The sequence below is a fragment of the Nostoc flagelliforme FACHB-838 genome (assembly GCF_014698065.1).
Taxonomy (GTDB): domain Bacteria; phylum Cyanobacteriota; class Cyanobacteriia; order Cyanobacteriales; family Nostocaceae; genus Nostoc; species Nostoc flagelliforme_B.
The window spans coordinates 1-21798 of sequence record NZ_JACJSI010000105.1; the positions used below are offsets into that span (position 1 = coordinate 1).

The window sequence follows — 21798 nt, forward strand, 5'->3', positions numbered from 1 at the left end:
ACCTCAGCCAGTCTTCCAGAACGAGAAGGAGCGAAAAAAGTTCTCAACCGAGTTCACAATACAGGCAGTCAGGTAAAACGTTTAAATCTTATTTGGATGGACGGCGGATACCGTGGTGAAGAATTTATACGTTGGGTGATGGATATGTTTCGCTGGATTGTGGAAATTGTGCTTCGACCATTGGAAAAGAAAGGTTTTGTCCATTTACCAAAGCGCTGGGTTGTTGAGCGAACTTTTGGTTGGCTTAACAGGTGTCGACGTTTAAGTAAAGATTATGAACGACTACCAGAAACCTCTGAGACTTTTATTTACATTGCGATGATCCGGATTATGGTCAGGCGACTGGCATAATTTTTAACTCGCTTCGACTTTTAAAACATCCTCTAATAAAGATTCTGATTGGTTATTAGCCCATTCGATGTAGCCTATTTCTTCATCGGTTCCATCAAGAACTTCATCCATCCATTTACAAATGTTTTCTGGGGATTCATTTTTGCATTTTTTACGCCGAACAACATCAACAACTCCTTCCGTGTAACCATACTCAGATGCTTCATTTTTAGGGTCAATATAAAAGATTTTGCGGTTTGGGTTTTCGGCTTTGATTCGACGCAAGGCATTAGCAACCAGCATTCCCTTACCGCTTCCACCAATCCCAAAAATAATGCAGTTCCGAATAGGTGAAGCAATTTCTCTAACTATATCTATAACGTGTGTGGGATTGTGAATTGAAGATGATGTATTTATATTTGTAGGTACTAAATCCGATGGAACGAGCATTGGGGAGACATAAGAAGTCAACGTTTGGGGCGATTCATTGAGCTGTGCTGTGTCTTCAATATAATCGATTGCAGCATTAGAAAACTCATACTCTTGACTACTAGCAAACTGTAACTCTTTGTTCACAGAATCTTGACCAACCTGTTGAACATAACCTCTAAAATCATCACCATCGAGAATATGAGCAATACAGCCATATTCTCTAATAGCTGCTTGATTGCGTTGAATTTGTTTGGCTTTTTTAAAGCTACTATATAATGTCCATCCAGCAATTAGCGCTCCAGTGATACCAGAGGTAGCCGAAGCTGCAACTGCTGCTACAACTAACCCAAAAGCAATATTCCATTGATTGTTGTTTTCGGTAGTGGACTTAAAAGCAATCGCACTCCATTGTTCCGGGGTTCTCTGGATCTTATTAATATCAAAACGTGTCATATCCATATTTTTTTTCATAAAAGTTCAGCGTTTGAGGCAGAAAGGGAGATAGCCATATTGAAGACTACGCTCCCAGACTTACCTTATTGCTTGTTAGGGTTTAATCGCGTAAGACAATTTCCCAACCCAAATGATCAAAGAAACTATCACTTCAATTGCAAATAACGTAATCAGCGCCAGTGCCAAATTACCGTAGTCCAATTTCCCCCACTGCCCTGTCGCCAAAATAAATATTAAGTCTGAGATTCTACCACTAGCCACAGGTGAATAAACAGTAAGGCAAATCAGGAAGTCAACGGTGTAAGTAAAGATTTTCAACACCTCCAAGTTGCTGACAACAGAGATTGGAAGATGATTGTATGTGCGTTTGAGCATCCTGAGAGTGGGATCATCAGTATCTTTCTCTTGATAGCGGGAACGCCCATCAGCCTCAGTAACAATCTTTTCTATAAATTTCTCATTGTTATAGAGAATTAACGGTAAAACTTCGATAATCTGAATCACACCCCAAAGTATTGCTCCCAATATCCAAGAAAGACTTTTAGAAAATATTGCTGCAATACCATTGATGATTGAGATTGCAGCTACCAGAGAAGTAAATGCGCTACTGGTAGCTTTTCCTCCCAAAAATGATACGGCTCTTTCATAAGGTTGAATATTTAGGTAGGCAAACCAGATACCAGCTATCACTAATCCCCAATACAAAAGCCTTAGCCACGGGTTAGTTTTTTGTCCATTCTCTTTCTTAGGCCAGGTAAAATTCACTGCTTTGCTCCTGAATCAATTGGTTGGCTGTATGTACCACCACGAAAGCGTTTAAGCCGAGTGGCAACTAAATCTCTGTTTCCGGTAAAAGCGATCGCCTCCACTTCTCCTCCATCAGCAATCACACCAGTATTACCATTGGCATCACAGACTACAGTTCCTTTGGGCAATGGGTTTAGTGTGATCCGGTCTTGGATCACTTTTCCCTGAACAATCGTCACGTATTTATGGGGATAGACCGTGGCGACAATTGGCAGACATCCAGATTCATACCTGGAATCAGCAATAGTCGCTTGTTCTTTCTCAAACTCAAGTTGTTGCTCCAGAATTGTTTGTTGCTTGGAGTTTTGAGCAATGGATTGCTTAATATCAGTGATTGCTCCCATATTCCTTTGAATATCACCAGAGGAATAAACCAAAGATGCCCCAATTAACGTGCCAAATACAATTGATGTTTTATGTTTTCTCCAAAGTCTGGTGCTATTCATTTCCCCATCTCCTCTAAAAAAGCATCAATACTGAAACTGCTATCAGCACTTGCTCCCGATTTGAAATTGCGTACATCAGATTTGACTTGAGGGGTTAAAGCTTTAACCTCACTTAAAAACGCATCAACGTCTACTGTTTCTACACCGTAGCCAGCAAGCAGTTTATTGATTTGTCCATTGTTGTCTGAAAGCGAACGCAAGTATTGAGTACTATATTCTGTTTGCTCAAGGAAAGAATTAGCAATCATACCTCTGCTATGGTCTAACGCCCTTTGAAAAACTTTTGCTTCTAGTGTTGCTATGGCATTGGCTTGGGCCACCGCACCACTCATCACTACCCGAATCATTCCCGCCATCATCTGATGATTGACGTTCGGGATAATACTAGATGCCATCTCGGTTGCTTGTTGAATCGCTGATGCTTCTTGTTCTGATGCTGGCAGATGCTTTTGGTCATTAATTGCTGCACCAGCAAGTTCAAATACTTTTTCCAACTCTTCTGTGATGTCTGGACTAAACTCATCGCCTTCGGGGTCAACCTCTGCCCCGTGATCACGCATGATTCGGAGCGCTTCTATTACTTGCACATCGGTGTAGCGATCGCTAAACCATTCAATTAGCTGTGCTTTGGTAAACATTATTGATTCTCCTGCCATTGTTCAAAGTTTTTCCGACGTAGGTGCATGAAATTAAATTTCAAAAACTGTATGACTTGACTGTTGTTTTTCACCCCCTTTTTAATGGATTCATCCTTTAACAAAAAAATCACAGCAGAAAGAAATCGTTGATAAGGATCTAGATAATTACTTCGGAGTCCTCGCTCGGATTCGTAATAACTTGTTTTTAAAGGAGGAATCTTATTAATAATGTCCTCCTCCCATCTCCACAATGTAGTCCGATGAAAACCAAGGATAGAAACCCATTCTTCTCTTGTTAGTAAATTATCTAAAAATGCATCCTTCATTTTTGGGGATTGCCTTAATTTCTCCAAAACTGCGGGTAAATCGGTGTGCATCATTGTTTCAGTCGCTCTGGGTGGGTAATTACTGTATTCATGAAAATATCTGTCAAACGCCATTTTTGGGTATGTTTTTTTGGAATTTGTAAGCCGAAATAGATTTGGTGTTGCATTTCAAGGCGCTTTTGTTGCATTTGAAGGGTACTTTTGGGAAATGCACACAACTGCAACATTGTTGTTATGTGGCATTTATCCAAATATTTAATATTAGTAGAAAAAGCCATTTATCCTAAAAAAACATGGATAACATTCTTAGAATTAAGCACTATTTTAATAAACATAGTTTCATAATCATTAGATATTGATTTAATTTGCTTTAATAAAACTCAGAGTAATAGTAATTTTACAGTTTCAATCTTAGGTCTAGCTATATTAGGATAATTAACTAATTCTCTTAGATTCAACTCGTCAATTAATGCTGATTTTCGGAAAACATACTACAAACAAGTCTTTCATAATATTTGGATTCTTATGTGGTTTGCGACTTATTTATTTGGAGAATTAAGCTGTTTTTCAAATACATCATCGATGCATTTGATATCTAAATAATACTAAAGCAATACTCTGGCGGGCAATAGCTTGAACTGTACTTTGTCCAGTTCTTTGATGTGATATTTAAAAAAACTGTACTTTGTCCAGTTCTTTGATGCGATATTTAAAAAAAACTGTACTTTGTCCAGTTCTCCTTTCTATCAGCGAACTTTTAGTTAAGATACTTTAGACAAAGGTTTAACGTATTGCTCTCTAAGTTGTGGGTTTTGACTAAGCAAATGGTGTAAACGATTGAGTTCTTTTAAAGTGCGTTCAGTTACTCGTCTAGTTTGATTACTCCATCTATCTACTGTGCAGGTTTTCACTCCCATTAACTCAGCTAATTGCCGATGGTACATGGGATGTTTCCCTAGAAAGTCATGAAGTGATTCGATTTCTACCATATAGACGACCTTTAACGTCAAAGCGATTCTAGAGTAGCACAAATATACTATCTATACCCCTTTAGATAAGGTATTCCTCCAGTAAGATTTTTTGATAAAAATACCAAACTATAGGGGTATAGTTATATGTAAATCTCCGGACGAGCAGAAAATGCCTAAGAAAACTACACCAAAAATGATTCAAATCGCAGTTTCTATTCCAGAGCCGTTGTATGAAGCAGCAAAACAGATTCAAGCAATGGAGGGCTGGAACGAGTCAGAAATGCATCGACTGTTTTGGGAAAAAGGATTTGCGCTTCACCTTCAAGGAACTCTTGCCCGTCATCAATTGGGTTTGATTCCTTCTGAAGAGAGTTTAGCCGAGTGATGAAGGAGCAACACAGGTTAGGGAGAAAAGAAAATTATGTTCGAGTAATTCTTCTTCTCCCTTGCCTCTTCAAGAACCCTTCTTTTGTTTGACTAGCACCGAATGCCGACAAGCTGCTTCTCCCCGATAAATCAGAATCCGCAGCGCCTGTATTTCCTGCATTGGAGAAACACAGATTTCGGCAATCGCAGCAATCAAATTCTGTTGCTTCTGCATGTAATCTTGATGCTGCTGTTCTAAATCCTGAATCTTGGAATTTAACTCCTGTATTTGGCGCAATGCTTTGGTTAAGGACGATTCTTTGTTTTGGGTGCGATTATCTAGAGTGAATGTCATTTTTTTTGCTCCTCTAAATTTAGATAGTTGATAAACAGCTTTTACCGTTGTTTTTTCGGCGGTTCGTATTTGGATAACAAAGCCCCGAAGTCGTAAATCGTTACTGTTGGTTTTGGTTCTGGTTCAGGTTTTGGTTCCAACTCTATGACGAGTTCAGGAATGCCTAAACCAACTGCATTTTTAATTTCTTGCTCCATGTCATCATTCTCATTTGTGGGACATCTGCTCCACACCATCAATTGCTTCAACTAACTCAAACAAAACGTTGACAGCATCGTTTAACACAACATCATTGGTAGTAGAGAAATACTGTGAAGACTGAATTTTACGATAATCTTGGCTACTCCCCACAAGCCGTAACGTATATTGACAACCCTGCAAAATAGTCCGAATCTCTGATCTGGTTAACTTGATTTCCATATTGTTTATCTCCTTAAAATTTATCTCGTTGAATACTGAGGCTTGCTCCGACTAGAGAACTTCCTAAGAAGGCGGAAAAACAGACCAACATAGCCCCAAGACTTCTGTTTTTCTGGTACTCCCAACCAGAGATGATTATGTTGAAATTAGTATTAGTCTCAAGAATCTCCAGCCCCCAGCACCCCATTGCCCCTACTCCTGAAAGCCAGTCAAGAGTAGAGAGACAATTGCAGTTGTTTCTATGGTGCGATCAATGAATACTTTGGGGTTAAATCTTTTTCGAGTCCGACGAAGAACTAATTTATTACGAGTGTTTGAAGGCAAAGATGATTGATGGGTTACTTTATGGGTTTTCACTTTACATCCTCCAACTGGACGTAGAAACCTGCACCTGTATTGGTAATTTTTACTTTTCTTTGATTGACCAAGCTTTGAATCACTTCCAGACTAAATTTGATAGTACATAATCGAGCGCTACCTCCGCAACGACGGAGATACTGTAGGCAGAGTGAGGAGTGGTCAGTAGAAGTGGGATGAGTGGATTTTCTCGGCATGATATTTTTCCTATTGGTGTTATTCAATTGAGTTCTGGTAATTGTGCAAGCGCTCCTTCCATCCATGCTTGAATTGCTTCCATCTCAGAAATACCTCGTAATACAGCATCAATTACGTGTTTCTGATAAGAGTTAGCAGCATGATTCAGATGTCCAAACTTATTCCCAGCCCAAGCCAAACACATAGTCTTTACTAATTCGTCAATTTGGAAAGAATCAAGCTCACTCGGACTCGTAACATTTCGAGAATGCAGCCACTCTTTGACTAAATCGAGTGGATAATTTAAAAGTGTGCGAACTTCTTTGACTCGCAAATCTTTTGGGTTAATTGATGGCGGAGTTATAGCTTGTTTGGTTGGCTGAACTAAGAGATGTTGATTCTCTTTGCGAGGTCTAATATTATTTTGTGCTTGTTCTGTCTTTTGAGAAGTAGTTGCGCCTTCAGCATCATTATCTCCATCAGCAGTCACTGATAAAATTGCACAAACCGCATATCGACGTGCATAAGTTAATGCTGCACCAAACTTTTGAGAGTCAGCAATCTCAGGTAAAGGATAAGTACTAGCGATACTCTCGCCAGATTCATGAAAAATATGAGTCCGCAGTACGGTTTTACCTTCAAGTCTTTCGGTGGTTTGAATTATTACTAACCCATGTTTACCAAGCGCAGGAGTGACAGCATCCAATACAGCATCTAAAGTTGCATATTTACGCTTGTAGTGAGGATTAGTACCGTCTTTTTGAATGGGGTTAAACTCTGACTTTGCTTTGATTAAAGCTTTGATTAGTTCTTGCATTGTCCGGCTCCAAATTCTTACCAATCGCTTTCATTGACATCACCAGACACTTTTTTGCTAGATTTAGCTTTAGACATTTGGAACTCTGAAGCTTTCAAGACAGGCATTGCCGCTTGTTTTACTGAAGCTTTGGCTTGTTGATAGAGGTTCCATCCGCGTCTTCCCCATCTTCTACTTGCGCCCATAGAGAACAACCTAAATCGAGTGACTCAAAATTGCCTAGATTAAATTTTCTAGAGTAGCTAACAGAAACAGTGGTAAATTTCATAAGATGTCGGGTTTGCTAAATATTGGTTGTCAATTTTGTTCACTAGTATCAACCATCTCAATGCTGAGTATTTGGCATAAATCACCAGCTTTTACACCAACAACCCCTGGCTCAATTTCAGTAGATAATTCTTCGATGATTGAATGAAAGCTAGGGTCTTCATCATTGATTTCAACCTCAATCAAACCTGCATTATTCGATACAACAGTTGCCCAACTTGGCAAAGTTTGAGGAATACTGATTGCATAGAGTTTCATACTTCTGCTTCCTGATTAAACTTGACCTCAACGATTTCTTCGACACAACCCATTGCCTCGCCCAAGCAGTTCAGAACATCGCCCAAATGAGTTGCTGCTTCTGGGTCAATCTTTTTATCAGCAATCAACAAGAGCCAGTTTTCATCTTGAGCGATTGTCTGCATCTTCAGGTAGCACGAGTTGAATTCTTGTAGTATTTCTATGGGTAACATTGTTATATTTGTGAAGTCAGTAAAACACTCTTCTTAAGGAAGTGGGCAGTAACGCCCACCCCTTTCCTTACGCTGCAACTAAATGTTTTGCTTGTGGAACGTATTTCTTTAACCGTTCCCATTCGTCACTCGTTAGCGCGTCAAATTCTTTATCGAGCAACTCTTCTTCTGTGGGTGGTCGTTCTGTAGCCGTTGCTGATACCCTTGCCACGTTCAAAAATTCATCCAACCCAACGGCTGCATCAATCGGCTCGGCGTCTCGAAGAAAATCAACTCCGTTAGACCAGTGGGTGATGTGTTGAAATATTACCCCAATCATGGAATCAGCTTTGTACACTCGATAATTTCTGGGGCAAGCTCCATTGACATACACGAGTTTGTATCCAGGGATTTCCGTGACCTCTGCATTGGGGTCGGTTGGAGGCAAGAGAATTTTCTCTGTTGGCTCGTCCAATTGGGCTGCGGCTTGTTCGTCTATTGTGTTGCAGTGAAAGCTTCTTGGTGCTTGCTGTGAATAAGCAAAGTAGTTCATAATAATAATCTCCTTTTTTAGGAACAAAGGCGATCGCACTGCTTACCAGGCTTGGGGCGATCGCTTTTTGTTATTCTGTATTTACTTTAACCCTTAAAACAATACTTGTCAATACATTACGATACATATTATTCAATACCTTGCAATACAAGTTTGAGCAAGAGTAAATTTAGGGTGTAAGGACTGAAGAAGTGTATGGCTAATTTAAAAAAACAAAGAACTTTTATCTCGTTTGAAATAGACCCTGAGATTAGGGAAGCGTTCAGTCAACAACTGAAATCTGAAGGTAGAACAGTGTCAGCTGTTCTTAAACAGTTTATTGAGGATTACTTGAAGTCCACTGAAAAACCGCAAGACTTAACAGAGGTAATCAAGCGATTGGAAGAAGTTGAGAGAAAAGTTGGCATTGAGAACAATCGACTAGTGGGGGAATCAGCCGCCTGAGAGAGGAGAACGAATCTCTTAGGCAAACTCACGCTCAACTATTAGAACTACTCAACAAAGACAAACCCGCCAATGATCAGGCGGGTTAAGTCTTTTTTAGGGGATATATAGCTTTTACAATACTTGTATTGTAGAATCGATACAAAGAGAGGCGATTCCCCTAGCATGGAGAAAGAGAATGGATCAAGATAGACGGCTAGAGCGAATAGAAGTGACATTAGACCGAGCAGTGTTAGATTGCCTTGTCAGGCAATTCGGCAATGGAGTAGAAAACGAGCAGTTTGATTAACTATTACACTGCCGCATACTAAAAGCGATCGCCGCCGGCAAAGCACTGCGATCGCTTGCTCAAGTCGTGAACTACAAAGTGAGCTAATTACGATGTTGACATATTTTTGGTCTGATCCAAAATCAGCCAACTGCTTACTTTGCTGCTAATTGCACTCCCTGGTTGATACAGGACAAGCACTTACCAAATGTGGGTAACAATCATGCTGACACTAGAACCCGAAACCACATCAGCACTCGATTACAGTGTTCTCAACACCAGCATTCAAGACACTTTCACCGCCATTAACCGTTTTGAATGGCAAGCAATAGAAGAGTTGCGAGTGATGCGGGAAAACTGCTATTACCTCGATGCTGGCTACAAAAGCTTTGAAGATTATTGTGAAAAGGAGCTAATCAAATACGGTGGGTATCGTCGGGTAAAAGATTTGCTCTCTGCCTCAGAGGTAAGAGATACCCTACCAGAGTCACTCAAAGACAAGATTACCAAACTGTCCCAAACACGACCCTTGTTCAAGCTGGTCAAAACTCCCGATAAGTTAGAACAAGCTGTTGCGATCGCTGCTCAGGAAAAACCCTTCCCTACCGCCGCAGACTTCGCCAAAGCAGTACAACAGGTTGCACCAACAGTTAAACGCACCACAAAAAGCGAAAACCCCAAAACGCAATTGTGTAATTCTGTGACTGTTTCATCACCAGAACATCCCCGTTATGGGGAGTCGGGAGTGATTGAGGCAGACGCACCAAATCGCTGGCAACAGATTGTTACCTTTGCTGATGGTGAGAGGTTATTGATCAACAATGCTGATTTAGATGCCGCTAGTGTCCAATTTCCCAGAGAGCGCATTTACCCCGCAGAATATACCGAAGCGATAGCAGCACTCAAGGAACAACACCAGCAAGAGCTAGAGTGTCTAGAGCAGGAATTGAGGATTGGGCTACAAGCAGCTACTACAGCCGAAGCCCAAGTGCAAGAACAAATCCAATCCCTCCAAAACCTATACAAGCAGCAGAAAGAGCAAAATATTCAGTTGCAGCAGCGATTGGATGAGATGGAGGGGTTACGGAAACTGGAAATTGAAAACCAACAACTCCTTTCTCGCATTCAGGAATTAGAAAACGCAGTTCAACAGCGCCCTTCTCAAGAATGGGGGAATACCATGACCCAGCAAGCGACCAAAGCGTTGAACAAGCAGGTGAAACAGGCGTTAGAAAAAACTATTGATCTGCGATCGCTAGCTCAGGAACCCCCAAAAGAGAATGCCCAAGAATGCTTACGACTCATGGGTATAGCGTTGAAGAATCTCGCTAGTGCCATGAACAACACTCAAGCCCTGGAAGCTGCGGCCATAATTCTGGGAAGTGAACCTACACCATCTGCGATCGCATATCGAGCCGAACAACTGGAAATGCTACCCCAAGCGATTAGTGATATTAGACAGGTACTGTCAAAACCTGGGTGTACGTGGCAGGACTATTGGGCAGTAGCGCAAGAGTATGAGGTAATCAAACAGGACTACTGGGCGGAATTGACTACCCAAGAAACAGAATTAATTACTGCTCTCCAGAACGCATCCCTTCAACCGCGCACTATTGGCGTTGGTTCTATCGTTGCCCACGCCGATCCATATCGCACTTTGTATGTGGAGAGGGGTGAAGTTGTAGAGGACTTGGGCGAAGAGTTGGTGGTGGCTTGGGATCATTGGCGAAATGAGTCCAAGAAGACTGACAGGTATTTCCGAGACGAGTTGCGGTTTTGGCAACCTCAATAGGCTTTCAGTGTACTGATGACTTTTTAGACAACCAAATACAAGTACCTTGCCCCGCATCACAGTGGGGGAAATTTCCATGCGTCAACATAAACAGGAGATTGTAAAATGACCGCAACTATCACAAAACCCAAGCTCAAAAAGGCTGCTGCTAAAGCACAATCACTGTATAAGCGGCTTCATGTGATTATTCCCATAGAAGATATGTTATGGGCTTCCCAGCAAAAGCCTTCAGTTACGCAATTGTGGCAGGAGTGTTGGACGGCTGATCCTTATGGCTCCCAGTGGATACCCTTGAGTTCTGCTTTGGGGTACAGTACTTTTATCTGTGCAAAGAAAATTCTCTCCGACAGTGGGCTATTCATTTTCAAACCCGACAAATCGATTCAGGATGGCCGGGAAACGGCTAGCTGGATGGTGAAGAATTTACATGGCAGTCGGATGAAGGAGTTCTGGGAGAAAGCCAATGCTGAAAATCAGCAACCAGATGCTAAAAAACGAGAATCAAATGCTGAAAATACAGAGATGAATGCTGGCTGTGAAGAAATGGGTGCTTTGTATAAAGCATCTATTTTAGGTCAAAGTCAGTCAGAGCAGGGGTTCCAGGAAACCTCACGAACTGCTCAGGAACTTCTCACAAACTCTTCAAAAGAGATTGTGAGGAGTGTCTCTGACACGCTAAATGAGATTTTGCAAGTTGAGGAGACGGCTCATGCGCCCTTGGGGGGCGCGTCGCCTCAGTCTGTTCAAGGCGTGTCAGAGAAGGAGGAAGAGTTACCTGCGGTAACGGAGTGTACGACGCTGGCGCTTGTGGAAGCTGCACCGAGTCAATCTGCTTCTCTACGAGACGCTGCGCGAACGTTGTTCGCTGAAAACCAGGACTGTGGTGTTGAGCCGAGGAACTGTCATGAAGGCACTGATTCCGCCGCGCCCGTCGCTCAAAATGAATTTTCTTCAACTTTAGCGATCACTAATCAAACTCAGGAGCAGATAGAACAGGGTTATTCTGCTTCCTTATCGGGAGAAAACCAAGTCTCTGGTGTTGAAGTGAAAGCGGATCATGAAGGCGAAGGTTCCGCCGCGTCTGTCACCAACGCTGAAAAGTGGTCGCATGAGGCGATTGTAGCGAGGTCAAATATGCGACCTGTAAGAAGAGAAAAACTGAATCGAGCGGCGAATTCGGGGCAGAACCCGGGGTTTGACTTCTTGCAGGAGTGTTGGAATGATGATCCGGCACTGGTGATAGTGATCAAGAGGTTGCTGGCGAAGTTTCCGCAGTGGGGGATTGCGATTGTGGCTGGGGCGTTGGCTAATTGGATAGGTGAGGAGGTAGGTTTATAAATCAGCCTATACCAATTGCATTGTTGTTATGCAATAGATAGCAGAGTCTGACCCTGCATTACCATCTGCTGCAACACAACCTTTTTAATTGGGTGATGTTCGCCTTGAATACCAAGCATGAATAAGTAGATTCTGAAAAAATAGCACAGGTGCATCAAAGCCGCCCGATGCAATGAGTGATGCAACTTCTTGGGGTGGCAGCACAGCAACATCGCGACCATAAGACGCGCACATCTTTTCAATATCTTCCTCCGGCAGTTCGGCAGACTTCATCATTCGCAACCAAACATTAAGAAGGCTTTGATAGGCTGAAGTAGACATATCATAAGCTATATCGGAACTAATCAAATATCCTTGGGGGCGAAGCCGTAAAGCAATCTGATTAAAAAAGTTGCGCCTCTCCTCTTTCTGCATAAGGAAGTGAGAAACGACAAGGCAAGTCGCCGCATCAAATAAGTCTGATGCAGGCAGCGAATCGAGATAACCTTCGTGGAAAGTGCAGCGTGCCGTGATGCCACTTTCTTCAACCTTCTGGCGACAAACATTAAGCATAGGAATCGCAGGCTCTACCGCAGTGAATCGCCATTGTGGAAATGCTTGGGCAAGAGCAATCAATTCTAAGCCAGTTCCTACACCAACGCAGAGTATCCGGGCATCAGCAGGAAGTTCTGATAGTATGGCTCGGATGAACAAATCAAGAGAGTCGCGAATTGGAGCCAACTTAGCCCACCTTTTATCATAGTCAGAAGCGGCTTTTTGATCGAAAACAAAAGCTGGTTTTTGATTTTTCATGTGGGGAAGTCAATAAGAAAGTAAGCGGAGTTTGCCAGAGTCAATAATTAAGGCACGTCTACAAAGATCGTCCCAAGACAAAGGCGGCGTATAAACCTGCTGGGCCTCCGTCTTGCATGAAACCAATCGGCAAGAAATTGAGCATGAATGCTTATTCTAATTGTAGTTTTGCTTTAATCTAGACTTTACACCTCAAAGTAAGCTACAAATTTCTTGCCCAGCTTGTCAAAAATTTGCCCTTACATTTTGATAGGCTTTCGGGGTGACTTTAATAAATCGACGAAGCGTGGCTGCAAAATGACTATACAAACCCCTTGGAGATTGCTGAAACTCTCTGTGTAGAATGGCACTAAGATAACGGCAAACCCATTATATATAGGGCTTTTGGGTGTGGGGTGTGACTGAGTAGGTGTAGTGAGTCAGAAATTTATTTGTACCCCCACTCATATTTACTTTTCTTGATTTTTTCCGAACCTGCAACCCTACCCTCAACACCCAGCCCAGACGAGCTTTCAGCTTTTCTTAGTGCCATTCATTGGCGCACCTGTAAAATTTAGTATGGAGCAAGTAATCGAACTATTCACCCTTGCATATTCGGCACCTGAAGACTATGGACAACCAATTAGTCATTGGACAGCAAGAGAACTAGCAGACGAAATTACCAAAAAAGAGATCATTGAACGGATATCTTCCGTCATGTTGGAAGATTATTAGAGGAGGCAGAACTTAAACCACACCAAAGTCGTTACTGGTTCCCCCCTCGAAAGACGAAGAATTTGACGCAAAAGTTGAAGACATTACAGGTTTATATATTAGTGCGATGGCACGTTATCAAAACGGAGAGCGCACCATATCAATTGATGAAATGACTGGTATTCAAGTGAAACTAAACCCAGTATCTCGCTTTAACTCGGTTGAGAACAGGTATGATCGGACAGTAAACCCGCAACTTAACTGCAAAAACTGAGGTAGAATACCTCTGTAGTTACAATACCTTCGCCAATTTACGAGATCGGGTTGATTTATTAACATCCTGTTCTCAAAGGTTTGGCAAAAACAATAAGTTCTAAAAACTCCTTCAAGGTTTCCCGCAAGCATTTTTTAATGTATTGCCCGCAGTATCAAGGGTTTGAGCTTACAAGGTAACTTGGAAGCTAAACGCTTGTTTATGAGTCATTTTGCCGTTTTTGCCAAAATTTTTGTAGGCTCTTATTTTGGCAAAGGTATTGAATTAAGGACTTTTCCATAACCATCCTTTAAAGGATCGGTAGTAAAATCGAATTCGGCTCACCCCCTTTGCCTCAACTGACCCAAATTACAGTCATTTTGTAGGTTTGTCTATGCCCTCATATCCCCTCTCCAAATATAGACGTGACCGAGGGGTCATCCTGACTCCTCAGGGATGGCACAAGCTGCAACAAGCCAGGCAGGAAGCAGAGGCTGAACAGAACTGGGGGCAACGCCTTACCCACGAGCAACTTAGTGAGCGTACGGGTTTATCCCTACGTACCATCTCTCGTATTCTCAAGCGCGAGGTAGGCGTAGACAGGCAATCCCTGGAGTCCTTCCTGAGCAATCTTGGCTTAAAGCTATCTCAGGGAGACTGTGCCCCACCCGTCTTCCCTTTTGAACACCTGGCAGCCCGACAGAAAAACCAGCAGCAGAACTGGGGAGAGGCGGTAGATGTGTCCGTGTTCTACGGTCGAGAGGAGCAACTGGCACAGATGCAGCAGTGGATCGTGGAAGAACATTGCCGTTTAGTGGCGATTTTGGGAATTGGCGGTATTGGTAAAAGCACGCTAGCAGTGAAGCTAGGGCTGCAAATTCAAGCCGAGTTTGAGGTGGTCGTGTGGCGCTCCCTCCAGAATGCACCACCATTGGAGGAATTACTGGAGAGTGTGCTGCAATTTTTGATGCGAGTGCAGGGAGAAGACCCACTGGTACCCACTGGTCTAGATCAAAGATTATCTAAGTTAATGGAATGCCTTCGACAGAAGCGGTGTCTGCTGATCTTGGACAATGCTGAAACGATTTTAAGCAGTCGTGAACAGGCAGGGCATTATCTGGCAGGCTACGAAGGCTATGGGCAACTGCTGCGGTATATAGGAGAGTCACTGCATCAAAGTTGTCTGATCTTAACCAGTCGGGAAAAGCCCAAAGAAGTGACACTGCTCGAAGGCAACGGGTCGATAGTGCCAACGACTGGTTGTCGCGTCTGTGCCTCATTGCAGCTTACAGGACTGAAGCTAGAAGAAGGTCGAGCCCTGTTTCGGGACAAAGGACAATTCACGGCTACAGAAGCAGAGTGGAACATCCTGATTCGGCACTATGCGGGTAACCCATTGGCCCTAAAACTGGTAGCAGCCGCGACCCAGGAACTCTTCAACGACAGGATTGTAGAGGTGGTGAAATACATTGCTCAAGGCGTGCTGGTTTTTGACGATATCCGCGATCTACTCACGCGACAGTTTGATCGCCTATCCGAAGTCGAACGGGAGGTGATGGTCTGGCTAGCAATAAATCGAGAACCCATGTCCATCGAGGAGTTGAGTGAAGATGTGGTCAGTGCTGGCTCAAAACGAGATCTGCCCACGGTACTAAGCTCTCTGTTGAGACGTTCTTTAGTTGAGCAGGCTGCCGCCCGGTTCAGCCTTCAGCCCATCGTCATGGAATACGCCACGGGACAACTGGTTCAGCAAGTCTGTGCCGAGGTTGAGAACCAAGATATGAAGTGGTTGAGGACGCACGCCCTAATTAAAGCCCAAGCCAAGAACTACATTGGAGAAATTCAAAGGCGACTGATTGTGCAGCCAACGCTCGAGCATCTGCTGACTATCTTTGGCAGCCCACGAGAGATAGAGCAGCGGTTAATGAAACTGCTGGAGCTACAGAGGAGAGTACCATTGCAGCCTGGATACGTGGGTGGAAATGTTTTCAATTTGCTGGTACATCTGAAAACCGATTTACGGTGCATTGACTTCTCTAAGTTAGCTGTATGGCAGGCTGACTTGCGACAGGTCAATTTAGCTCAGGCTAATTTTCAAAATGCAGATATGGCAAAGTTTGTGTTCTCTGAAACTTTGAGTGGGGTGGTAGCGATCGCTCTCAGTCAGGATGGACGCCTACTGGCAACAGGGGATACGGATGGGACGATTCGTGTCTGGCTGGTGGCAGATGGACAGCAACAATTAACTATTCAGGGACATAGCGGCTGGGTTTGGGGGATCAGCTTCAGTCAGGATGGACAGACCTTAGCCAGCGGTAGCGACGACCAATCCATTCGGCTATGGGATGTGCAGACGGGTCGTTGCCTGAAAACGCTGCATGGTCATGCCAGTGCAGTTTGGTCAGTGAGTTTTAGCTCCTTTGACGCTAGCCTGCCGCTAGGCATTGGACAGCTCCTCGCCAGCGGCGATCAAAATTCCTCAGTTCGACTTTGGAATGTGAAAAATGGTCAGTGTCTGAAAGTGTTGCAGGGGCATCAGGGTTGGGTTCGCTCTGTCCGCTTCAGCCCAGATGGGCAAGTTCTGGCGAGTGGCAGTTTAGACGGCTCAGTTCGGCTATGGGATGTAGAGACAGGACGTTGTCTGCGAACCCTAGAGGGTCATGCGGGTGGAGTCTGGTCGGTTCGCTTTAGCCCAGATGGTCAAAGATTAGCCAGTGGCAGTTATGACAAAACCATCCGCCTGTGGAATGTGAAAGATGGTCAATGCCTTAATGTGTTTCAGGGTCATACAGGTTGGGTATTGTCGGTCTGCTTCAGTCCCAATGGTCAAATCTTAGTCAGTAGCAGCGATGACCAAACCATTCGCTTGTGGACGGTAGAGGATGGTCAATGTTTTAAAGTGTTACAGGGACATGCTAATTGGGTATGGGTTGTCCTTTTCTATATGCATGGTCAAATGCTAGTCAGCGGTAGCCATGACCAGACTGTACGATTTTGGGATGTGGAGAGTGGTAACTGTGTGAGAGTTTTGCGCGGTCATACGCAAGCAGTGTGTTCGCTGAGTTACACTTCCAAGAGGAATAAATGGACTGGCAACGAGATCGCCAACCGTTTCCCCTTCCCAATCCTTGCCAGCGGCAGTTTAGATGCGCTAGTAAGGTTGTGGAACGTGCAAGAGGGTCAGTGTTTCCAAGTCTTATCTGGACATACTCAGGCGGTCTGGTCTGTCAGCTTTAGCCCCAACAGTCAACTGTTAGCCAGCGGTAGTAACGACCAAACCATTCGCCTGTGGGATGTTTGTAGTGGGGAGTGCTTAAAAATCTTACGAGGTCACACAGGAGAGGTGCGATCGCTAGTTTTCAGCTCTGATGGTCAAGTTTTAGCCAGTAGCAGCAACGACCAAACGATTCGCCTATGGAATGTGCAGGAGGGACAATGTTTCAATATTTTGCAGGGACACACCAGTTGGGTTTACGCAGTGAGCCTCAGTCCCAATGGTCAAATTCTTGCCAGTGGAGGTTTTGACTCTCTTGTGCTGTTGTGGGATTTCTCCACGGGTGAACAACTCAAAACGTTGCGAGGGCACTTCAATGGCGTTCTCTGCCTTGGCTTTAGCTCAGATGGCCAAACTCTAGCAAGTGGTAGTGATGATCAAACCATTCGCTTGTGGGATGTGGAGAGGGGCGAGTGCCTCAACACGTTCCAGGGACATACAAGTTGGGTCTGGTCGGTTGTCTTTAGTCCTGATGGACAGAAGATAGCCAGTGGCAGTAACGACCAAACAATTCGGCTATGGGATGCTCAAACGGGTACTTGCATAAGAATATTGGAGGGGCATACCAGAGGGGTTTACTCATTGCACTTCAATGCGGATGGTCTTACGCTTTGGAGTGGTAGCCAGGATGAGACGATTAAGCTTTGGGATCTCAGGACGGGTGAGTGTATTCAAACGTTGAGAAGCGATCGCCTTTATGAGGGCATGAATATTAAAGGAGCAATAGGGTTAACCTTTGCACAGAAAGCGACCCTAAAGGCATTAGGAGCATTGACGTAACCTGCGCGTAACTTGTATTACAGGGAAAATAATTTCGCCTCTGCTTCATGGCTGGCTTGTTGCAGCTTGCGCCATCCTTCGGGAGTCAGGATGATCCCCTCGGTCACGTCTAGATATGGAGAGGGGATGTGAAGGCATAGACAAACCCGCAAAATGTCTGTAATTTTGGTTCATTGGGGCAAAGGGGAATGGCACTAAGAAAAGCGCAAATGTATTATCTACAAGGGTTTCATCACTTTGGAAAAAGTAGGCTAATAAAGCAGCGATGGCGCAAGCGCCCGCCTTCTCTACGAGACGCTTCGCGAACGGCATCGCAAACTGAGAGTTGCAGATTATTCTGATTCCCGACCTTAAAACTATTAGTTTCCTAAACCCCTTACTAGGCAATTATTTCAGTTTTTCTTAGTGCCATTCAGCTCCAATGCTTGACTTCTTCCAGATTCTTATGGAGTTAGCGAACCTGCTTTGGTGTCATTCCAGTAATGCGCTTGAACTGTTGCGTCAGATGGCTTTGACTAGAGAAGCCAACCTGTAGAGCGATTTGTGCGATCGCTAAATCCGTTTTCGATAGCATCAATTTCGCCTGTTGCACGCGCTGTTGAATCACGTACTGATGGGGCGAAATCCCCATTACTTGCTTAAACAAACTCGCAAAGTAAGTCGGGCTGATGTTAACAACACTTGCCAGTTCAGCCAAGGATAAATCTTGATTCAGATGAGCGTGGATGTAATCGATCGCTTGCTGCAACTGAGTACGAGTTAAGCTGCTGTTTTGTAATGCAATCGGTTGCGCCAAGGTCGAATAGTGTCGTAGTAAATGAATCACCAGAATTTGAGTGAGTGATTCGACATATAATTGCCCCATCATCCCACCCGATCGCAATTCAGCGAACATCAGCATTCCAATCTGATGAAGTTGCAAATCTTGCTGACCGAAACAATGCACAAGGTCGAACCTTTTTGAATCAATGTCAGAGGCTTCAGCAACTTGTTTAATGAATTCCGATTTTAAGCAGATGTGCAGCGGAGCGCAAATGACATCACTCATATCTGGAGCTTGACACCAATAGCTCGGTTGTCCCGCCGGAACCAATAAGCTGTCCCCTTTGTGCAGGATAGATTCATGCAAGCGATCGCCCCGTTTCTGAACTAAAGGGGTGGGATCTCCTGTATGAAAGTAGAGCCAGTGATCGGAGAGAGCAGGGAGTTCCATTTCAAAAGCTGAAGCAGGACTTTGACACTGCTCAACCAAAACACCATTCCAGCTCATTTGCCGACTGGAGAACATCAGCGTTTTATTCCACTGTTGGCTGAGTTCGAGCGAGTTGAGCAGGTTGCTGGTCATAGAGCTTGCTCTTACCGATTGCTTGCAGTTGCAGAATAAACACGTCCTGGCTTTTCTCAGGCTGATTTTGGCGCAGCAAAGATATTCACCAGCCAAACATATAACACTGAGAATACATAGTAATTTTGATTCCACGATTGATGCTTCTCCCATTGGAGGGATTTCGCCAACCCAGTAAGTAGATAATTACTTAAGGGCTGCTGTTGCCTCAATCTCAACTAATGTTTCTGGGGAGGCGAGTGAGGCAACACCGATGCCAGTAAGCGCGGGGCGCGAGTCTGCCAGAAATTCTGCGAGAATGGGTGCAATATCCTCAAGGAATTCTCCAAATTCACCGCGAATGTAGATGCGAAGGTTCAGCAAATTCTCTACGGAGCTTCCCGATGCATCTAGGACGATCGTTAGGTTATTTAGCGCGTTCTTGAGTTGCCCCTCGACGGTGTGGGATGAAACTTGGTGGTTCATGTCCCAGTCAACTTGACCCGAGATGTAGACGGTGCCTGTCGCGGTATCGATAACAGCGTGGGACAATCCGTGTGGTTTGCCATCATACCGTTGTGGCGGATTCACAAGTTGCTTTCTCATGGTGTCTAAGTCCTTTTCTACATATATATATCTGGAATATCTGGAGTGTAGCCAGTTCCCAAGCTTAATTTCTTTCAGATTCTTAGGGTCGTTTGTCAAATTCTTATGGTGTTACTGTGCGATTGAAAACAAGCACTCCGCTCCGTCTCGCAAATAAGAGCAGCAGTTTCTTCCCCTTCTACATCGGGTTTGTCGCAGAAGACCATTTTGCGCCCGCAGCACCAAAAGCGCGCTGCTTTGCAGATACCGCAAGGGTGGCGGTTGCTCTACCAGTTCCTGATGTTCCTCTAGCAACTAGCCACTTTGTCTTGCAATATCATCCTGTTTCTCCTGTTCCAATCAATGTTGTCCTTCAGCACACAATCAAACTCTGATCCGTTTAGGAATTACCAACGCCGTAAAGCTAGTCTAATTTTCTGTAAACTTCAGCACAATTTTGCCCCGTGTTCCTCCCTGCTCTAGACGCTGATGTGCCAGAACGACCTAATCCCAAGACAATACTGAATCAATCACTGGGCGAAGCTGATGACTCTCGATGAGTTTTGTTGAAGCCTCTAATTTTGCTCGGTACTGGGGTGACAAAACAAAACGCTTTGGCGAGTTAAACTGCGATCGAACCCACTCCACCCGCACCCGCATGGATGAGAACTGTTTCACCAACTTGTAGATTGCCCCTAGTCACTAGACAATCCCAAGCAGTTCCGCCTGCAAGCGGAAAAGAAGCTGCTTCAATATGCGATAGATTTGCAGGCTTCAATGCAACAATCGCTGCATCAGCCACATGATACTGAGCATAGCTACCGAATTCTCCAAAGACTTGCGGCGAGTAATACACGTTGTCTCCCACCTTGAAATCAGTCACGGCTTCGCCAATTGCCTCAATCATCCCTGAAACATCGACTCCAAGAATGGCGGGCAATCGAACCAGTTCCTTGTAATCACCACGACGAGTTTGGTAGTCGATCGGGTTAATCGAGGTTGCACAAACTCTAACTAACACCTGATTCGCCTTCAGTGTTGGTATAGGAACAGTTTGAATCTCAAACTTCTCAGCATTACCAAACGCAGTTAATACGGTTGCTTTCATAGATTCCATCTGTGCCAAATCTCCTTGATGTAGGATAAACAGTGATGGGATTTCAATACCATTCAGCATAAGTAAGTTCTCCGTAACGGGAGCAAGTCAGCACGATTTGGTAAGGTAGTTACCGTTTAGTAGCAAATGCAGATATCACAGCCTCGTAGCACACCAAAAAAGTTTCCTCGCTCCCAGCCAGGCGTTGCCTATATTGTGGAGCATACGCTTGGGTGTAAATGGATGTTGGAAGTTTTACGCTTAATTCGCGCAGGCATTAAGCGTCCAGGAGCGGATGGCACGCTTGAAAAGCTGAAACACTTGGGTTAAGCAGTTTTTAATTGCTTTTGTAATTTATGCCGGGATTTGGTCATCAAGGGGTAAATTTTTGGGCGGCGGAAAACAGACTCGTGGTTCACTTCTACCTGGACGCGAGGGAACAACCTTGTGGGCTATAACGAATGGCACGCTTGATAAGCGTAAACCCCTGATATTACTGGCTTTTGCGTATAGGGTGTAGGGTTAAGGGTTGGAAGAAGATGTTGTTCTATTTGATGCACTAAAATTCAATTTTCTTAACACACTTAGCCTACACCCTACCCTCTACACCCTGCCCTGACTAGGTTTCATCTTTTCTTAGTACCATTCGGGCAAAGGGGGTGAGCCGAATTCGATTCTACTACTGATCCTTTAAAGGATAGTTTATGGAATAAAGCCCCTAAGTACAAAGGTATTCTACCTCACTTTTTGCAGTTAAGTTGCGGGTTTACTGTCCGATCATACCTGTTCTCAACCGAGTTAAACCGAGATACTGGGTTTAGTTTCGAAGGAGATGATGATATGTATACCACGATTACTGGTTATACTTACGGCACTGAGGAAGTTGCCAAGTCACCGCTGTCAATGGAACATCTGAGCTTACTCAAGCAGACGGTGCTGTTTACAGAGGAAGATGAGAAATACCTGCATCTGGCTGGAGAAGTTCTGCAAGACCA

Annotated in this window: 30 protein-coding genes; 9 read left to right on the plus strand and 21 right to left on the minus strand. The window is 44.1% G+C overall.

Translation table 11 applies throughout. From position 1 onward, the window contains the following. A partial coding sequence (locus H6G97_RS29950; protein ID WP_190944161.1) for a transposase occupies window positions 1-351 on the plus strand: 351 nt, incomplete at its 5' end. Between the two features lie 3 nt (window positions 352-354). Here H6G97_RS29950 and H6G97_RS29955 read toward each other — a convergent pair. The 6 genes from H6G97_RS29955 to H6G97_RS29980 all read right to left on the minus strand — a co-directional run bounded on the left by H6G97_RS29955 (window position 355) and on the right by H6G97_RS29980 (window position 4421). Then, window positions 355-1221, minus strand: coding sequence for a hypothetical protein (locus tag H6G97_RS29955; protein ID WP_190944162.1), 867 nt, complete (start codon window positions 1219-1221; stop codon window positions 355-357). Window positions 1222-1308: 87 nt separating this feature from the next. Next, window positions 1309-1980, minus strand: coding sequence for a hypothetical protein (locus H6G97_RS29960; RefSeq protein WP_190944163.1), 672 nt, complete (start codon window positions 1978-1980; stop codon window positions 1309-1311). Next, window positions 1977-2468 (minus strand): hypothetical protein, encoded by a 492-nt coding sequence (locus H6G97_RS29965; protein WP_190944164.1) that lies wholly within the window; start codon window positions 2466-2468, stop codon window positions 1977-1979. The genes H6G97_RS29960 and H6G97_RS29965 overlap by 4 nt, the downstream gene beginning before the upstream one ends. Then, window positions 2465-3106, minus strand: coding sequence for a hypothetical protein (locus tag H6G97_RS29970; RefSeq protein ID WP_190944165.1), 642 nt, complete (start codon window positions 3104-3106; stop codon window positions 2465-2467). The genes H6G97_RS29965 and H6G97_RS29970 overlap by 4 nt, the downstream gene beginning before the upstream one ends. Then, window positions 3106-3546, minus strand: a complete 441-nt coding sequence (locus H6G97_RS29975) for a hypothetical protein (RefSeq protein WP_190944166.1) — start codon at window positions 3544-3546, stop codon at window positions 3106-3108. Before H6G97_RS29975 ends, H6G97_RS29970 begins: the two co-directional genes overlap by 1 nt. Window positions 3547-4193: 647 nt before the next feature. Beyond that, window positions 4194-4421 (minus strand): hypothetical protein, encoded by a 228-nt coding sequence (locus H6G97_RS29980; RefSeq protein WP_190944167.1) that lies wholly within the window; start codon window positions 4419-4421, stop codon window positions 4194-4196. Window positions 4422-4572: 151 nt separating this feature from the next. Between H6G97_RS29980 and H6G97_RS29985 the strand changes: the two genes are divergently transcribed. After that, a complete protein-coding gene (locus H6G97_RS29985) occupies window positions 4573-4788 on the plus strand; it encodes a hypothetical protein (protein WP_190944168.1) in 216 nt (71 codons plus the stop codon). Window positions 4789-4857: 69 nt separating this feature from the next. Here H6G97_RS29985 and H6G97_RS29990 read toward each other — a convergent pair whose 3' ends face one another. From H6G97_RS29990 to H6G97_RS30030, 10 genes are all read right to left on the minus strand, one after another. Beyond that, on the minus strand, window positions 4858-5124 hold the full coding sequence (locus H6G97_RS29990; RefSeq protein WP_190944169.1) for a hypothetical protein: 267 nt from the start codon (window positions 5122-5124) through the stop codon (window positions 4858-4860). Window positions 5125-5165: 41 nt separating this feature from the next. Continuing rightward, window positions 5166-5321, minus strand: a complete 156-nt coding sequence (locus H6G97_RS29995) for a hypothetical protein (protein WP_190944170.1) — start codon at window positions 5319-5321, stop codon at window positions 5166-5168. Between the two features lie 10 nt (window positions 5322-5331). After that, window positions 5332-5544 (minus strand): hypothetical protein, encoded by a 213-nt coding sequence (locus H6G97_RS30000; RefSeq protein WP_190944171.1) that lies wholly within the window; start codon window positions 5542-5544, stop codon window positions 5332-5334. 192 nt (window positions 5545-5736) lie between these two features. After that, window positions 5737-5901: a hypothetical protein gene (locus H6G97_RS53030; RefSeq protein WP_242055412.1), complete on the minus strand. Its 165-nt coding sequence runs from the start codon at window positions 5899-5901 to the stop codon at window positions 5737-5739. Next, window positions 5898-6098 (minus strand): hypothetical protein, encoded by a 201-nt coding sequence (locus H6G97_RS30005; RefSeq protein WP_190944172.1) that lies wholly within the window; start codon window positions 6096-6098, stop codon window positions 5898-5900. Before H6G97_RS30005 ends, H6G97_RS53030 begins: the two co-directional genes overlap by 4 nt. 23 nt (window positions 6099-6121) lie before the next feature. Further along, window positions 6122-6895: an ERF family protein gene (locus H6G97_RS30010; protein WP_190944173.1), complete on the minus strand. Its 774-nt coding sequence runs from the start codon at window positions 6893-6895 to the stop codon at window positions 6122-6124. Window positions 6896-6912: 17 nt separating this feature from the next. Beyond that, window positions 6913-7080: a hypothetical protein gene (locus H6G97_RS30015; RefSeq protein WP_338421865.1), complete on the minus strand. Its 168-nt coding sequence runs from the start codon at window positions 7078-7080 to the stop codon at window positions 6913-6915. A 112-nt stretch (window positions 7081-7192) separates the two neighbouring features. Beyond that, window positions 7193-7420: a hypothetical protein gene (locus H6G97_RS30020; RefSeq protein WP_190944174.1), complete on the minus strand. Its 228-nt coding sequence runs from the start codon at window positions 7418-7420 to the stop codon at window positions 7193-7195. Beyond that, a complete protein-coding gene (locus tag H6G97_RS30025; RefSeq protein WP_190944175.1) occupies window positions 7417-7632 on the minus strand; it encodes a hypothetical protein in 216 nt (71 codons plus the stop codon). The genes H6G97_RS30020 and H6G97_RS30025 overlap by 4 nt, the downstream gene beginning before the upstream one ends. 67 nt (window positions 7633-7699) lie before the next feature. Continuing rightward, entirely contained in the window at window positions 7700-8164 is a 465-nt protein-coding gene (locus H6G97_RS30030) for a hypothetical protein (RefSeq protein WP_242055413.1), read from the minus strand. Window positions 8165-8359: 195 nt separating this feature from the next. Here H6G97_RS30030 and H6G97_RS30035 point away from each other — a divergent pair, with 195 nt between their 5' ends. The 3 genes from H6G97_RS30035 (at window position 8360) to H6G97_RS30045 (ending at window position 12006) form a co-directional block, all read left to right on the plus strand. Next, window positions 8360-8608 carry a hypothetical protein gene (locus H6G97_RS30035; protein ID WP_185582802.1) on the plus strand — a complete coding sequence of 83 codons (249 nt, stop codon included), beginning with the start codon at window positions 8360-8362 and terminating at the stop codon, window positions 8606-8608. A gap of 491 nt (window positions 8609-9099) precedes the next feature. Beyond that, window positions 9100-10668, plus strand: a complete 1569-nt coding sequence (locus H6G97_RS30040; protein WP_190944176.1) for a coiled-coil domain-containing protein — start codon at window positions 9100-9102, stop codon at window positions 10666-10668. Between the two features lie 105 nt (window positions 10669-10773). Further along, window positions 10774-12006, plus strand: a complete 1233-nt coding sequence (locus H6G97_RS30045) for a hypothetical protein (protein WP_190944177.1) — start codon at window positions 10774-10776, stop codon at window positions 12004-12006. Window positions 12007-12090: 84 nt separating this feature from the next. On the opposite strand, the gene H6G97_RS30050 is transcribed toward H6G97_RS30045, so the two are convergent. Beyond that, window positions 12091-12798 (minus strand): class I SAM-dependent methyltransferase, encoded by a 708-nt coding sequence (locus H6G97_RS30050; protein WP_190944178.1) that lies wholly within the window; start codon window positions 12796-12798, stop codon window positions 12091-12093. Between the two features lie 558 nt (window positions 12799-13356). Here H6G97_RS30050 and H6G97_RS53035 point away from each other — a divergent pair. Then, window positions 13357-13512 carry a hypothetical protein gene (locus H6G97_RS53035; protein WP_242055415.1) on the plus strand — a complete coding sequence of 52 codons (156 nt, stop codon included), beginning with the start codon at window positions 13357-13359 and terminating at the stop codon, window positions 13510-13512. A gap of 626 nt (window positions 13513-14138) precedes the next feature. Then, window positions 14139-17798, plus strand: coding sequence for a WD40 domain-containing protein (locus H6G97_RS30060; protein WP_190944179.1), 3660 nt, complete (start codon window positions 14139-14141; stop codon window positions 17796-17798). A gap of 45 nt (window positions 17799-17843) precedes the next feature. Here H6G97_RS30060 and H6G97_RS30065 read toward each other — a convergent pair whose 3' ends face one another. From H6G97_RS30065 to H6G97_RS30075, 3 genes are all read right to left on the minus strand, one after another. Then, complete coding sequence (locus tag H6G97_RS30065) at window positions 17844-18110, minus strand: hypothetical protein (RefSeq protein WP_190944180.1); 267 nt, start codon at window positions 18108-18110, stop codon at window positions 17844-17846. Between the two features lie 139 nt (window positions 18111-18249). Further along, complete coding sequence (locus H6G97_RS30070) at window positions 18250-19143, minus strand: AraC family transcriptional regulator (protein WP_190944181.1); 894 nt, start codon at window positions 19141-19143, stop codon at window positions 18250-18252. 186 nt (window positions 19144-19329) lie between these two features. Further along, window positions 19330-19728, minus strand: coding sequence for a RidA family protein (locus H6G97_RS30075; RefSeq protein ID WP_190944182.1), 399 nt, complete (start codon window positions 19726-19728; stop codon window positions 19330-19332). A 92-nt stretch (window positions 19729-19820) separates the two neighbouring features. Between H6G97_RS30075 and H6G97_RS30080 the strand changes: the two genes are divergently transcribed. Next, the gene (locus H6G97_RS30080; protein ID WP_190944183.1) at window positions 19821-20102 is read left to right on the plus strand and encodes a hypothetical protein; all 282 of its coding nucleotides are present in this window, start codon (window positions 19821-19823) and stop codon (window positions 20100-20102) included. Between the two features lie 227 nt (window positions 20103-20329). Here H6G97_RS30080 and H6G97_RS30085 read toward each other — a convergent pair whose 3' ends face one another. After that, window positions 20330-20884: an alcohol dehydrogenase catalytic domain-containing protein gene (locus H6G97_RS30085; protein WP_242055416.1), complete on the minus strand. Its 555-nt coding sequence runs from the start codon at window positions 20882-20884 to the stop codon at window positions 20330-20332. Between the two features lie 66 nt (window positions 20885-20950). Between H6G97_RS30085 and H6G97_RS30090 the strand changes: the two genes are divergently transcribed. Further along, on the plus strand, window positions 20951-21133 hold the full coding sequence (locus tag H6G97_RS30090; protein ID WP_242055418.1) for a hypothetical protein: 183 nt from the start codon (window positions 20951-20953) through the stop codon (window positions 21131-21133). Window positions 21134-21798 lie beyond the last annotated feature (665 nt).

Coding starts and splice junctions, on each gene's coding strand:
- H6G97_RS29955 (WP_190944162.1), bottom strand. CDS start 1,221: ATGGATATGACACGTTTTGATATTAATAAGATCCAGAGAACCCCGGAA.
- H6G97_RS29965 (WP_190944164.1), bottom strand. CDS start 2,468: ATGAATAGCACCAGACTTTGGAGAAAACATAAAACATCAATTGTATTT.
- H6G97_RS29970 (WP_190944165.1), bottom strand. CDS start 3,106: ATGTTTACCAAAGCACAGCTAATTGAATGGTTTAGCGATCGCTACACC.
- H6G97_RS29975 (WP_190944166.1), bottom strand. CDS start 3,546: ATGGCGTTTGACAGATATTTTCATGAATACAGTAATTACCCACCCAGA.
- H6G97_RS29980 (WP_190944167.1), bottom strand. CDS start 4,421: ATGGTAGAAATCGAATCACTTCATGACTTTCTAGGGAAACATCCCATG.
- H6G97_RS29985 (WP_190944168.1), top strand. CDS start 4,573: ATGCCTAAGAAAACTACACCAAAAATGATTCAAATCGCAGTTTCTATT.
- H6G97_RS29990 (WP_190944169.1), bottom strand. CDS start 5,124: ATGACATTCACTCTAGATAATCGCACCCAAAACAAAGAATCGTCCTTA.
- H6G97_RS29995 (WP_190944170.1), bottom strand. CDS start 5,321: ATGGAGCAAGAAATTAAAAATGCAGTTGGTTTAGGCATTCCTGAACTC.
- H6G97_RS30000 (WP_190944171.1), bottom strand. CDS start 5,544: ATGGAAATCAAGTTAACCAGATCAGAGATTCGGACTATTTTGCAGGGT.
- H6G97_RS30005 (WP_190944172.1), bottom strand. CDS start 6,098: ATGCCGAGAAAATCCACTCATCCCACTTCTACTGACCACTCCTCACTC.
- H6G97_RS30010 (WP_190944173.1), bottom strand. CDS start 6,895: ATGCAAGAACTAATCAAAGCTTTAATCAAAGCAAAGTCAGAGTTTAAC.
- H6G97_RS30015 (WP_338421865.1), bottom strand. CDS start 7,080: ATGGGCGCAAGTAGAAGATGGGGAAGACGCGGATGGAACCTCTATCAA.
- H6G97_RS30020 (WP_190944174.1), bottom strand. CDS start 7,420: ATGAAACTCTATGCAATCAGTATTCCTCAAACTTTGCCAAGTTGGGCA.
- H6G97_RS30025 (WP_190944175.1), bottom strand. CDS start 7,632: ATGTTACCCATAGAAATACTACAAGAATTCAACTCGTGCTACCTGAAG.
- H6G97_RS30030 (WP_242055413.1), bottom strand. CDS start 8,164: ATGAACTACTTTGCTTATTCACAGCAAGCACCAAGAAGCTTTCACTGC.
- H6G97_RS30035 (WP_185582802.1), top strand. CDS start 8,360: ATGGCTAATTTAAAAAAACAAAGAACTTTTATCTCGTTTGAAATAGAC.
- H6G97_RS30040 (WP_190944176.1), top strand. CDS start 9,100: ATGCTGACACTAGAACCCGAAACCACATCAGCACTCGATTACAGTGTT.
- H6G97_RS30045 (WP_190944177.1), top strand. CDS start 10,774: ATGACCGCAACTATCACAAAACCCAAGCTCAAAAAGGCTGCTGCTAAA.
- H6G97_RS30050 (WP_190944178.1), bottom strand. CDS start 12,798: ATGAAAAATCAAAAACCAGCTTTTGTTTTCGATCAAAAAGCCGCTTCT.
- H6G97_RS53035 (WP_242055415.1), top strand. CDS start 13,357: ATGGAGCAAGTAATCGAACTATTCACCCTTGCATATTCGGCACCTGAA.
- H6G97_RS30060 (WP_190944179.1), top strand. CDS start 14,139: ATGCCCTCATATCCCCTCTCCAAATATAGACGTGACCGAGGGGTCATC.
- H6G97_RS30065 (WP_190944180.1), bottom strand. CDS start 18,110: ATGCCGTTCGCGAAGCGTCTCGTAGAGAAGGCGGGCGCTTGCGCCATC.
- H6G97_RS30070 (WP_190944181.1), bottom strand. CDS start 19,143: ATGACCAGCAACCTGCTCAACTCGCTCGAACTCAGCCAACAGTGGAAT.
- H6G97_RS30075 (WP_190944182.1), bottom strand. CDS start 19,728: ATGAGAAAGCAACTTGTGAATCCGCCACAACGGTATGATGGCAAACCA.
- H6G97_RS30085 (WP_242055416.1), bottom strand. CDS start 20,884: ATGCTGAATGGTATTGAAATCCCATCACTGTTTATCCTACATCAAGGA.
- H6G97_RS30090 (WP_242055418.1), top strand. CDS start 20,951: ATGCAGATATCACAGCCTCGTAGCACACCAAAAAAGTTTCCTCGCTCC.